The sequence below is a fragment of the Bradyrhizobium sp. LjRoot220 genome, from assembly GCF_964252915.1.
Lineage (GTDB): Bacteria > Pseudomonadota > Alphaproteobacteria > Rhizobiales > Xanthobacteraceae > Bradyrhizobium.
Genome location: NZ_CAXUPS020000012.1, coordinates 145983 through 158546, shown reverse-complemented (window position 1 = coordinate 158546; position 12564 = coordinate 145983). Strand labels below are relative to the sequence as shown.

Annotated in this window: 8 protein-coding genes; 5 read left to right on the top strand and 3 right to left on the bottom strand. The window is 63.1% G+C overall.

All coding sequences use genetic code 11. The features are described from left to right. Positions 1-48: 48 nt before the first annotated feature. Entirely contained in the window at positions 49-441 is a 393-nt protein-coding gene (locus ACSQ84_RS33020; RefSeq protein WP_436215915.1) for an MAPEG family protein, read from the top strand. A gap of 18 nt (positions 442-459) precedes the next feature. On the opposite strand, the gene ACSQ84_RS33015 is transcribed toward ACSQ84_RS33020, so the two are convergent. Beyond that, positions 460-3612 (bottom strand): efflux RND transporter permease subunit, encoded by a 3153-nt coding sequence (locus tag ACSQ84_RS33015; protein WP_436215914.1) that lies wholly within the window; start codon positions 3610-3612, stop codon positions 460-462. Then, positions 3609-4793, bottom strand: coding sequence for an efflux RND transporter periplasmic adaptor subunit (locus ACSQ84_RS33010; protein ID WP_436215926.1), 1185 nt, complete (start codon positions 4791-4793; stop codon positions 3609-3611). Before ACSQ84_RS33010 ends, ACSQ84_RS33015 begins: the two co-directional genes overlap by 4 nt. Before the next feature lie 458 nt (positions 4794-5251). Here ACSQ84_RS33010 and ACSQ84_RS33005 point away from each other — a divergent pair, with 458 nt between their 5' ends. Both ACSQ84_RS33005 and ACSQ84_RS33000 read left to right on the top strand, forming a co-directional pair. Then, positions 5252-6406, top strand: coding sequence for an iron-containing alcohol dehydrogenase (locus tag ACSQ84_RS33005; protein WP_436215913.1), 1155 nt, complete (start codon positions 5252-5254; stop codon positions 6404-6406). Positions 6407-6423: 17 nt separating this feature from the next. Further along, on the top strand, positions 6424-7986 hold the full coding sequence (locus ACSQ84_RS33000; protein ID WP_436215912.1) for an AMP-binding protein: 1563 nt from the start codon (positions 6424-6426) through the stop codon (positions 7984-7986). 73 nt (positions 7987-8059) lie between these two features. Here the strand turns inward: ACSQ84_RS33000 and ACSQ84_RS32995 are convergent, their stop codons facing one another. Next, complete coding sequence (locus ACSQ84_RS32995) at positions 8060-9490, bottom strand: extracellular catalytic domain type 2 short-chain-length polyhydroxyalkanoate depolymerase (RefSeq protein WP_436215911.1); 1431 nt, start codon at positions 9488-9490, stop codon at positions 8060-8062. Between the two features lie 385 nt (positions 9491-9875). Between ACSQ84_RS32995 and ACSQ84_RS32990 the strand changes: the two genes are divergently transcribed. Beyond that, on the top strand, positions 9876-11468 hold the full coding sequence (locus tag ACSQ84_RS32990; RefSeq protein WP_436215910.1) for an ABC transporter substrate-binding protein: 1593 nt from the start codon (positions 9876-9878) through the stop codon (positions 11466-11468). A gap of 51 nt (positions 11469-11519) precedes the next feature. Then, positions 11520-12467 carry an ABC transporter permease gene (locus tag ACSQ84_RS32985; RefSeq protein ID WP_436215909.1) on the top strand — a complete coding sequence of 316 codons (948 nt, stop codon included), beginning with the start codon at positions 11520-11522 and terminating at the stop codon, positions 12465-12467. Positions 12468-12564 lie beyond the last annotated feature (97 nt).

Genomic DNA, 12564 nt, shown 5'->3' with positions numbered 1-12564 from the left:
GTGACGGATCACGCTACAAGCCGACGCACTCCCAAGAGGAATTCCGCAATGTACCACTTCACCGCGCTCGTCACCTGCCTTGCCATTCTGTTCTACTTCTTCACCTCGGTTCAGGTCTCGAAAGCGCGCGCCGCGTTCGGCATCAAGGTGCCGGCGATTTCGGGCCATCCGGATTTCGAGCGGGTGTTTCGCGTGCAGATGAACACGCTGGAATGGATGCCGATCTTCCTGCCGTCGCTGTGGCTGTTTGCGGTCTATATCGGCGACCCCTTCGCGGCCGGGCTCGGCCTGGTCTGGATCGCCGGCCGCATTCTCTACATGTTCGGCTATTCGCAGGCTGCCGCCAAGCGCGGCCGCGGCTTCGCCATCCAGGCGGTCGCGGCGTTCGTGCTGCTGGCGGGCGCGCTGGGCGCGATCGTGTGGCGCATCGTGCAGGGGTGAGACGGCGATCGCCTTGCGTCACGTAACGGCAGGTTTCGGCTTCTTCGGATCGGCCAGTCCCCGCACGATCATGTAGAAGATCGGCGTAAAGACCAGGCCGAACAGCGTGACGCCGATCATGCCGAAGAACACCGCGACGCCGACCGCCTGGCGCATTTCCGATCCCGAGCCGGACGAGATCACCAGCGGCAGCACACCGAGGATGAAGGCGAACGACGTCATCAGGATCGGCCGCAGCCTCAAGCGGCAGGCTTCGATCACCGCTTCCAGCCGGTCGCGGCCCTCGTTCTCGATGTCGCGCGCAAACTCGACGATCAGGATCGCGTTCTTGGCCGCCAGCCCGACCAGCACGACGAAACCGATCTGAGTCAGGATGTTGACATCCTGTCCCATGATCCGCACGCCGATGGTGGCGGCGAGCAGGCACATCGGCACGATCAGGATCACCGCGAACGGCAGGCTCCAGCTGCCATACTGCGCCGCCAGCACCAGGAACACGAACAGCACGCAGATCGGGAACACGTAAAGCCCCGCATTGCCGCCGGTGACCTGCTGATAGGACAGATCGGTCCATTCGAACGCGAACCCGCTCGGCAGCGTCTGCTCCGCCAGCGCCTTGATGGTGTTGATGGCGGTCGTCGAACTCGTGCCCGGCGTCGCATCGCCCTGCAGCTCGGAGGCCGGATAGAGATTGTAGCGCGCGACCCGATCGGGGCCGGAAACATCCTTGAAGTCCACCACGCTGCCGAGCTGAACCATATCGCCGGCGGCGTTGCGGGTGCGCAGCCGCGACAGGTCGGATGTTTCCTTGCGGAACGGCAGGTCGGCCTGCGCGGTCACGCGATAGGTGCGGCCGAGAATATTGAAGTCGTTGACGTAGGACGAACCGAAGTAAACCTGGATCGTGTCGTTGATGCTCTGGATCGGCACGCCGAGCTTCTGCGCCTTGATCCGGTCGATGTCGACGAACAGCTGCGGCGTATTTGCGGTGAACGGAGAAAACACCTGCGTGAGGCCGGGCGCCTTGCGCGCGGCGGCGACGAGTTCGTCGGTGGCCGACGCCAGCATCTCCGGCCCGCGTCCGCCACGATCCTGGACACGTATCGTGAAGCCGCCGCCGGTGCCGATGCCCGGGATCGCGGGCGGTGGGATGACGATAATGAACGCGCCTTCCAGATGCGCGAGCCGCTTGCGCAGATCGCCCGTAATCACCGCTGCGGTCAGCCCCTTCTTGATGCGCGCTTCCGGTTCCTCGAACACCGGAAACAGCGCGGCCGCGTTGCTGGCCTGGGTGCGGGTGGCGCCGGAAAATCCGGCGAACGCCGCCACCCTGATGATGCCGGGGGTGTCGAGCGCGATTCTTTCGATCTCGCGCACGACTTCCGTGGTGCGCGCCAGCGATGCCGCGCCTGGCAACTGCACGGACACAATGACGTAGCCGCGATCCTGCGCCGGGATGAAGCCCTGCGGCGTGGTGTAGAGCAGCCATCCGGCGCTGCCGATCAGCGCGGCATACAACAGCAGCATCACCGCCGAGTGCCGGATCACGAAGTTGGCCGCGCTGGCGTAGCCATGCGCCAGCCGGTCGAAGCCGCGGTTGAACACCCCGGTGAACGCGTCCCAGCCGCGCCCGATGAAATTCCAGCTTGCCGGCGGCCGCTTTTCCGCGTGCGGCACCAGGATCATCGAGGCCAGCGCCGGCGACAGCGTCAGCGAGCAGAAACAGGAGATCGCGGTCGCCACCGCGATGGTAACCGCGAATTGCTGAAAGAACTGCCCGGAGATACCGCCGAGGAACGCGGTCGGCACGAACACCGCGCACAGCACCAGCGCGATCGAGACCAGCGCGCTGCCGACCTCCTCCATCGTCTTGAGCGCCGCCTCGCGCCGGCTCATGCCATGCTCGAGATGCCGCTCGACGTTTTCGACCACCACGATCGCGTCGTCGACCACGATGCCGACCGCCAGCACCAGGCCGAACAGAGTGAGGTTGTTGATCGAGAACCCCAGCGCCGCCATCACAGCGAAGGTGCCGACCAGCGAGACCGGTATGGCGATGATCGGGATGATCGCCGGACGCCAGCCCTGCAGGAACACCAGCACGACGATGACGACGAGCGCCATCGCCTCGTAGATCGTCGTGATCAGTTCGCTGACCGACTGCGCGATGAACTCGGTCGGATTGTAGCCGATATTGTAGTCGAGCCCACGCGGGAAACTGGCCTTCAGCTTCTCCATGGTGTTGGAAATATTCTTCGCCGTTGCCAGCGCGTTCGATCCCGGCCGCTGCGTCACCAGCATGGCGACCGCGGATTTGCGGAGCAGGAAGCTGTTGGTGGAATAGGACAGCGCGCCGAGCTCGATCCTGGCGACGTCGCGCAGCCGCACGGTGCGGCCGTCGGCGCTGGCCTTGACCAGAATATCCTCGAACTGGCCGATATCCTTCAAGCGGCCGGTGAAGGTGAGATTGGGCTGAAAAGCGCGATCGGCGATCGGCGGCTCCGCGATCTGGCCGCCCGCGATCTGGACGTTTTGCGCCCGCACCGCGGCGATCACTTCGCCCGATGTCAGGCCGAGATTGGCGATCTTGTCAGGGTCGAGCCACAGCCGCATCGAATAATCGCGCGCACCGAACATCTGAATGTCGCCGACGCCGTCGAGCCGCAGCAACTGGTCGCGGACCTGCAGCAACGCGTAGTTCGAGATGTAGAGCTGATCGTAGCTGTCGTCCGGCGACAGCATGAACACGACCATCAGGATGTCGGGGCTGTTCTTGCGGGTGACGACGCCGTTGCGCTGCACCTCCTCGGGCAGGCGCGGCTGCGCGATCGCGACGCGGTTCTGGACCAGCACCTGGGCCTTGTCGAGATCGGTGCCAAGCTTGAACGTGACGGTAATTGTCAACTGCCCGTTCGAGGTCGCCTGGCTGTAGAGATACAGCATGTCCTCGACGCCGTTGATCTCCTGCTCGATCGGGGCTGCGACCGTATCGGAGACGGTCTGCGCGGAGGCGCCCGGATATTGCGTGGTCACCACCACGGTCGGCGGCACCACTTGCGGATATTCCGAGACCGGCAGCGTGGTGTAGGCGATCGCACCGACGATCAGCAGCACGATCGACAGCACCATCGCCAGGATGGGCTGATTGATGGAGAGCCGGCCAAGATTCATTTTTTGTCACCGGTCTTGGTATCTGTCTTGGTATCTGTCTTGGTATCGGTCTTGGCAGCGGCTGGTGCGGGATGCGGACTGACCTTGGCCCCGACGCGGGCGCGTTGCAGGCCGTCGACGATGACGCGGTCCTCGGCCTTGAGACCGTCCCGGATCACGCGCAGGCCTTCGTCGAGCGGGCCCAGCGTCACCGGCTTGGCCTCGACCGTATTGTCGTCCTTGACCACGAAAACTATTTTTCGCGACTGGTCGGTGGCGATGGCGGTATCCGGCAGCAACAGCGCCTCATAGGGCCCACTGCCGATCAGCCGGACGCGGCCGAACTGGCCGGGCAGGATCGAAAGATCCTTGTTCGGAACCAAGGCGCGGCCGCGCAGCGTGCCGGTGGAAACATCGAGCCGGTTGTCGAGGAAATTCATCGCGCCGTCATGCGACGGCTTGGTTTCCCCGGTCAGCGTTATCTGGACCGGATTCGGGTTTTCGCGCGAACTCGGCCGCTTGCCTTCGAACCAGAGCCGGCTGTACTTCAGGTACGTCGCCTCGTCCATGTCGAAATAGATATAGATCGGGTCGAGCGTGACGATCGAGGTGAGCAGCGTCGCCGTGCCCTCGCTGCCCTGCACCAGATTGCCGGGGCTGACGAGGTGGCGGCTGACCCGGCCGGTGAGCGGCGCTTTCACATGCGTGAACTCGATGTTGAGGTTCGCCGCCTTGAGCGCGCCCTCGGCCTGCATCTGGGCTGCATTCGCGGCCTGCAACGCCTGACGACGCTGGTCGACGACCTGTTCCGAGACCGCACTGGTTTGGACCAGGTTCAGGGCGCGGTCGAGTTCGCGCCTGGCAAGTTCCACCCTGGCACGCGAATCCGCGAGCTGGCCATCGGCCTGCAATGCCACGGCCTCGAACGGGCGCGGGTCGATGACATAAAGCAGATCGCCCGCACGCACGATCGCCCCATCCTTGAACTCCACGGAGTTGACGAAGCCGCCGACGCGGGCGCGAACCTGGACTTCCGCAATGGGCTCGAACCGGCCGGTGAATTCATCCCAGTCGGTGACGGTGCGTTTCACCGGCTGCGCGACCGTGACGGACGGCGGCGCCGCGGCGGCCGGCGCCGGAGGCGTCTCGCCGCACCCGGACAGCGCCAGCGCGGACACAAGGATCAGAGGCACAAGGATCAGCGGGGAGACGCCGCGAAAGTGACGGCTCCATTTTTCGGTCGGATTCAATTCGATCTCCCCATCCCCAATATCGCGATCGATGCTGGCGGCTGCCGTGGAACTCGGCGGAGGTCACAGATGTGTCTGGTGCACAGTCTGATCAAGAGCGGGACGGGATCAAGCACAATCGTTATGCATTTCCTGAGCCTTGATCGTAACGAAAGCGTGACCGTGCCCAAATGGGCATGCATTTTTTTCGCGCCAGCTAACGTTCGCCAATTTGGTCCCGGCGACGGGCAGGATGTTTCAGCTTTTCGGAAGTCAGGTCCGCGACGCGCCCGCACGAAGGGGCGGCGATTACGGCCATACCACACCGGCATTCCATGCGCACCATCTTCGGGCATGACGTGTCGAATTTCCTCCGCTAACCTGCCATCCAAAAGCTGCCAACAAAGCCAGAATGTCCGGGGAGGACAAGCGTGCATCAAGGGCGTGTGGTGTTCGGCGCCATGGATGAAGTCGTGTTCGGACGGCCCGCATCCGAGGTGATCGTCGAGCAGATGGACCGGCTCGGCGCTGGCAGAGCGTTCCTGATGGTCAGCGGTACGCTCAACCGCGAGACCGACGTCATCGAGAAGATCCGCCGCGCGCTGGGCCCGCGCTGCATCGGCACGTTCGACGCGATGCCGCCGCACACGCCGCGTTCGGCGGTGATATCGGCCACCAATCAGGCCCGCGAGGCCCGCGCCGATCTCATTGTCACCGTCGGCGGTGGCTCGGTCACCGACGGCGCCAAAGCCGTACAGCTCTGTCTCGCCAATGATGTCTCTACGATTGACGGCATCGACAGGATTAAGGCCGTGGGCGGCGCATCGCCGCCAATGAACGCGCCGATCGTGCGGCAGATCTCGGCGCCGACCACGATCGCCGGCGGCGAGTTCACCTCAATCGCCGGCGTCACCAACGAGCGCACCAAGGTCAAGGAGATGCTGCGCCATCCGCTGGCGATCCCGCGCGTCACCATCCTCGATCCGGCGCTCGGCGCCCACACGCCGGAATGGCTGTGGCTGTCGACCGGCATCCGCGCCGTCGACCACTGCGTCGAGGGCATTTGTTCGCGCGAGGCGCATCCCTATGCCGACGCCCAGGCGTTGAAGGGGCTGTCGCTGCTGGCGCAGGCGCTGCCGCGCGTGAAGGCCGATGGGTCAGATCTCGACGCGCGGATGGACTGCCAGATCGGGACCTGGCTGTCGACCGGGCCCTTGGCCTCGGGGGTGCCGATGGGTGCCAGCCATGGCATCGGCTATGTGCTCGGCGCCGAATTCGGTGTGCCGCACGGCCATACGTCGTGCGTGATGCTGCCGAGCGTGATGCGCTGGAACAAGCCTGTTAATGCCGAGCGCCAGGCGCTGGTCGCGGCCGCGATGGGACATCCGGGCGAAGACGCCGGCGACGTGCTCGACGATTTCATTCGCGGCCTCGGCATGCCGCGCAGCCTGCGCGAGGTCAAAGTCGGGCCTGAACATTTCGAGCGGATTGCACAGCAGGCGATGGCGACGCCATGGGTGCCGCGCAACCCGCGCAGAATCGAAGGCCCGGCGCAGGTGCGCGAGATTCTCGAATTGGCTGCCTAGGGAGAACAGAGCAACGAATGTACACCGGCAAGCATGTTCATCTGCGTCCGCTGCAACCCGCCTTCATCATGGCCGGCACCGGCGAGACCGTCACCTATCGCGAACTGGACGCGCGCTCCAACCGGCTGGCGCACCTGTTTCGCAAGCGCGGTTTGCAGCGGCTCGACCATTATTCGATCTTCATGGAGAACAACAGCCGCTATCTCGAAGCCTGCGGCGCCGGCGAGCGCTCGGGGCTCTATTACACCTGCGTGAATTCGTATCTCACCGCGAGCGAACTCGCCTACATCCTGACCAACAGCCAGTCGCGCATCCTGATCACGTCTCGGGAAAAACTCGACGTCGCGCGCGAGGCGTTGAAGGAATGCCCGCACGTCGAACTCTGCATCGTCGCCGATGGCCAGGGAGAAAGTTGGCCCGAAAGCGACCGCGTCGTCGGCCTGCAGCAGGTGACGGCTGATCTGCCGCACACGCCGATATCGGATGAATGCGTCGGCACCGCGATGCTCTATTCCTCCGGCACCACCGGCCGGCCGAAGGGCATTCTGCGGCCGCTGCCGGAACTGCCGGCCGATCAGCAATTGCCGCTGTTCGATTTCCTGGTGAAGGTCTGGCATTACCGCGAGGGCATGGTCTATCTGTCGCCGGCGCCGCTCTACCACTCGGCGCCGCAGGCCGCCGTCAACCTCACGATCAAGATGGGCGGCACCGCCATCATCATGGAACGGTTCGATCCCGAGCACTATCTCTCGCTGATCCCGAAATGGGGCATTACGCATACGCAATTGGTGCCGACGATGTTTTCGCGGATGCTGAAGCTGCCGGAGGACGTACGCAAGCGCTACGATCTCTCCTCGCTCGAGATCGCGATCCACGCCGCCGCGCCCTGCCCCGCGGCGGTCAAGGACGACATCATCAAATGGTGGGGCCCGATCATCCACGAATATTACGGCGCCACCGAAGGGCTCGGCTTCACCGCCTGCGACAGCGAGGAGTGGCTGGCCCATCGCGGCACCGTCGGCCGGGTCTTGCTCGGCGATCTGCATATCCTCGACGAGAACATGCAGGCCGTTCCCGTCGGCACACCGGGCACGGTATGGTTCAAGACCGCGACTCCGTTCGAATATTTCGGCGATCCGGCCAAGACGAAGGAGGCCCGATCGGCGGACGGCAGCATGAGTACGGTGGGCGATGTCGGCTATGTCGACAATGACGGCTATCTCTATCTGACCGACCGCGCGACCTTCATGATCATCTCTGGCGGCGTCAACATCTACCCGCAGGAATGCGAGAATCTGCTGATTACCCATCCCAAGATCGCCGACGCCGCGGTGTTCGGCGTACCCAATCCGGATCTTGGCGAAGAAGTGAAGGCGGTGGTGCAGCCGATGCCGGGCGTTTCACCGGGACCTGAACTCGCCGAGGAATTGATCGCGTACTGCAGCCAGTCGCTGTCGCGCCAGAAGGTGCCGCGCTCGATCGACTTCGAAAAAGAACTGCCGCGGCTCCCCACCGGCAAACTCTACAAGCGCCTGCTGCGCGACCGCTATTGGGGCAACAAGACCTCGCGGATCGTGTGAGGCCGGAAGATATCGTTCGACGAGGACCGATCCTGCACAAACGGGTACGCGGCGCGCACGGCGCCGAACCCGGTTATTTGACAATCGGGCAGCTGCCTGGGTGCGCGCAGGGCGCCGGAACAGCTCGTGTGGTGGCGGCAACCTCCTCCGAGGCTGGACCTTCGACTCCGTTCACAATGGCCGAGATGCGCCAGCGATACGCGGATGCCGGTTTCAGGTTTGAATCGCCGAAACTGGGACCCGCTACCTCAGCCACCACGACGAACTGGCCGTCAGCGGCTGCGCGCGAGATGCGGTAGGCTGTCATTCCCGCCTGCGGGCTCCACGCCAGATCGACCGAGCTGTCCGACGTGTCGATGACCTTGAGCGAAGCCGGCGCCACTGCAGGCGCCGGCGCAGGAGCTGCCGCCGGCGTGGCACGCGCCGTCAGCGCATCGAGCATTGCTTTGATCGCTTTGATCTGCGGCCCGGACTTGGTGACATAGCTATCCTCGTGGTTGACGTAACTCCACCAGTCCCAGCACGCCTGAGGGTTGAACGGCGCGAACGAACTCGACTCCGTCTGCGGATACAGCACAATCAGATGGTTGGTATCCGCCCAGGCATTGTACCCGGTATCATCGACGAAACGTCGACCGATACTGCCACTGTCCTGCTTGCAGCCATGCAACGCGATATGAACGCGGCACGCCGCACCGTCCTCGCATTCCTTGGGAACGAACACGTAGCCGGTGTTGCCGAGGCTGAGCAGACCAGGATGACGCGGCTTGGTGTAAACCGCTTGGTCGAATTGCCAGAGCGCCCCGGTCAAAGGCCCCCGGTTGGGCGCATTCAACGCACCGTAAATGTGCTGGAGGATGATTCCGGCCTGGTCGTAGCCGCACTGGTCGATGTAAGGGACGGCGTTGGCCGCGCATTCGTTCAGGCCCGGCTTGTGCGGCTCCTGCGCGATGACCAGCGAATGGCCCGCTCCGATCGTCGTCTGGTAGAAGAGATTGCCGCGATTGGGCTCGCCCAGATAATGGCGATAAAAATCTGCCGCCGCGTCGGTGACCGACTTCGCTACGACGGCGTCGTTGTAGCCGTGGAAGAGATATACTTTTTGCCGGCTCACGAACTGCAAGGGGTCGATATCGCCGGAAGCGGCTTTGGCGTCAGCCTTCGCGAAAGAGCTGCCCAGCTCCGGGGGCGGCCCGGACATGCACGGGCCGGTCGCGTTCATGATCGGGAGCATGTAGCCGTTCAGGAAGTCGTCGGCATCCGCTTTTGCGCACCAGTACGGTCCGCCGGCAACCACGCCGACGCCCTTGATCACCGAAGACCAGGCGGTCGCGAACTGGACTGCCATGAATGCGCCGGACGAGATGCCGGATACCGAGCTTTCGCGGATATCGGCGTTGAAACCGGTCAGGCGCTCTTCGGTCAGGGCCGGACCTGCGACAATCGCCGCGCAACCAAAAGCGGCCGCGGCGATTGCCATTCTGCGCAGCGCCACTGGATCCATGACACGCTCCTGTTGAGATGAGGGCATATAACATCCGAGTATGCTGGTTTCATGCCAGGAATATCCCCCTCGACGAAGTCCGTCTGACCGCGAACACGATCACGACCGATCCGGCGCCTTGCCGACCGACGAGCGCAAATATGCCGGGACACGGCCGCGTGGATGGCCGGCTGAGCCATCATGGCGCGACGATCTTGTGTGCGTCGCAACGCGCCCATTTCCAAGCAAATGGCCGCAAAGCATCGCACAAGTTCCGTCATACGGATTTCCATTAGTGCGAATTGCCAATCCCGCACGGACTTGACCGGTTGCCCGGACGCGCCGTCATGCTATCGTCGGCGCCAATCGGGCCACTTGAGACCGAACATTCGAGGGAGGGGACACCATGCGGAGCGTGCGAACGCTTATCGCCGCAGCGTTGTTATTGCTGCCGGCCTACCATGTTGCATCGGCCGAGCCCAAGCAGGGCGGTATCCTCAAGGTCTACCACCGCGACAGTCCGGCCAGCGCCTCGATCCACGAGGAAGCGACTTTTTCGGTCAACATTCCCTTCATGCCTGTTTTCAACAACCTCGTGATGTACAAGCAGGACGTGGCGCAGAACTCGATGGATTCGATCGTCCCTGATCTCGCCGAGAGCTGGACCTGGAGCGACGACAGGAAAAAGCTCAGCTTCAAACTGCGGCAGGGCGTCAAATGGCACGACGGCAAGCCGTTCACCTCCGCCGACGTCAAATGCACCTTCGACATGCTGATGGGCAAGTCGCAGCAGAAATTCCGCAAGAACCCGCGCAAGTCCTGGTATAATGAGGTTGCCGACGTCACCACGTCAGGCGATTTCGAGGCGTCGTTCACTCTGAAACGGCCGCAACCGGCGCTGCTGGCGCTGCTCGCCTCCGGCTATACACCGGTCTATCCCTGCCATGTTTCGCCCGCCGACATGCGCACCAAGCCGATCGGTACCGGTCCGTTCAAATTCGTCGAGTTCAAGGCCAACGAATCGATCAAGATCACCCGCAGTCCGGACTACTGGAAGAAGGGCCTGCCGCATCTCGACGGCATCGAATACACCATCATCACCAACCGATCGACCGCCATTCTCGGCTTTATCTCCGGCCAATTCGACATGACGTTCCCGACCGAAGTGTCGATCCCGCTGCTTAAGGACGTCAAGAAGCAGTCGCCGAACGCGGTGTGCGTCGTCGCGCCGGTCAACGTCTCGACCAACATCATCGTCAACTCGTCCTCGCCGCCGTTTGACAACCTGGATATTCGCCGCGCGATGGCGCTGGCGATCGACCGCAAGGCATTCGTCTCGATCCTGTTCGAGGGACAGGCGGATATCGGCGGCACCATGCTGCCCGCCCCGGGCGGGTTGTGGGCGATGCCGAAGGAGATGCTGGAGACGATCCCGGGCTACGGCCCTGACATCAACGCCAACCGCGAGGAGGCGCGCAAGCTGATGCAGAAGGCGGGCTTTGGGCCGGACAAGCGGCTCGCGGTCAAGATCGCAACGCGCAATATTCCGATCTATCGCGATCCGGCCATCATCCTGATCGATCAGCTCAAGAGCATCTATATCGATGGCGAGCTTGACGTGGTCGAGACCGCGAACTGGTTTTCGAAAGTCGCGCGCAAGGATTATGCGCTTGGCCTCAACCTGACCGGCAATGCCGTCGATGATCCGGACCAGTCGTTCTACGAGAACTATTCCTGCGGCTCGGAGCGCAACTACACCAATTACTGCAACAAGGAAATCGAGAAGCTGTTCGGCGAGCAGTCCCAGGAAACCGATGTTGCCAAGCGCAAGAAAATCGTCTGGGAAATCGACAAGAAGCTGCAGGAGGACGTCGCCCGCCCGATCATCTACCACAGCCGCCAGGGCTCGTGCTGGCAGCCTTATGTCAAGGGCATCACCATCATGGTGAACAGCTCCTATAACGGCTATCGGTACGAGGATGTCTGGATGGACAAGTAGCGTCCGCCGCCACGATCGTTTGCCTCGATACGCGTTGACAGGAGCAGCCTGGTGTTTGCTTATATCGTGCGACGCCTCGCCTTGATGTTCGTGACCCTGGTCGGGATCTCGATCATCATCTTCGTGCTGCTGCGCGTCGTGCCCGGCAACATCGTCGACATCCTGTTCGACGCCGCCGGCTTCGTCGATCCCGCCGACAAGGCCAATCTGGAAAAGGAACTCGGCCTCAGCGACCCGATCGTGGTGCAGTATTTCCGCTGGATCGGCGGCTTGCTGCACGGCGATCTCGGCTATTCCTATGTCTCGGAAAAGCCGGCGCTGCAGGAAATCCTGCCGCGGATTCCGATCACGGCGCGGCTGGCGGGCCTGGCGCTGCTGTTCTCCGCAGCGATCGGCATTCCCCTCGGCGTCATCAGCGCCGTCCACCAGGGCACCAAGCTCGATTATGCATTACGCATCGTCAGCCTGAGCGGGCTGTCGCTGCCTTCGTTCTGGCTCGGGCTGCTGATCCTGATGGCGTCGGTTTCGATGTTTGGAACCATGCCGATCTTCAATCCCAACCCGAAAACCTGGACCGAGGCGATCGCCATCTACTGCGTTCCGGCGATGGCGGTCGGCTTTCGCAGCGCCGCGCTGACGATGCGCATCACGCGCTCCTCGATGCTCGAAATCCTGCGCCAGGACTTCATCCGCACCGCACGCGCCAAGGGCGCCTCGGAAAATTCGGTCAATTATCGCCATGCGCTGAAAAACGCCATCCTGCCGGTCATCACCGTGATCGGCATCGAGGCCGCGTTCCTGATCGGTGGGCTGATCGTCACCGAAACCGTGTTCAATATTCCCGGCATCGCCCGCTTCCTGGTCGAGGCGCTGCGCTGGCGCGACTACCCGATCGTGCAGAACCTGGTGATGCTGATCGCGGTGGTCGTGGTGTTCGCCAACTTCACCGTCGACATGCTTTACGCCGCGATCGATCCGCGCATCCGCTACGGGGATTAGCGTGCTGCAATTGGGCCAGAATAGTAATCACGACGGAGGTGCGGCCCCTCTCCCGCTTGCGGGGGAGGGTTGGGGTGGGGGTCTCACCGCTAGTCAT

Excerpts from the sequence above, each read along its gene's own strand:
- ACSQ84_RS33000 (WP_436215912.1), top strand. The coding sequence starts at position 6,424 with ATGTACACCGGCAAGCATGTTCATCTGCGTCCGCTGCAACCCGCCTTC.
- ACSQ84_RS32990 (WP_436215910.1), top strand. The coding sequence starts at position 9,876 with ATGCGGAGCGTGCGAACGCTTATCGCCGCAGCGTTGTTATTGCTGCCG.
- ACSQ84_RS32995 (WP_436215911.1), bottom strand. The coding sequence starts at position 9,490 with ATGGATCCAGTGGCGCTGCGCAGAATGGCAATCGCCGCGGCCGCTTTT.
- ACSQ84_RS33015 (WP_436215914.1), bottom strand. The coding sequence starts at position 3,612 with ATGAATCTTGGCCGGCTCTCCATCAATCAGCCCATCCTGGCGATGGTG.
- ACSQ84_RS33020 (WP_436215915.1), top strand. The coding sequence starts at position 49 with ATGTACCACTTCACCGCGCTCGTCACCTGCCTTGCCATTCTGTTCTAC.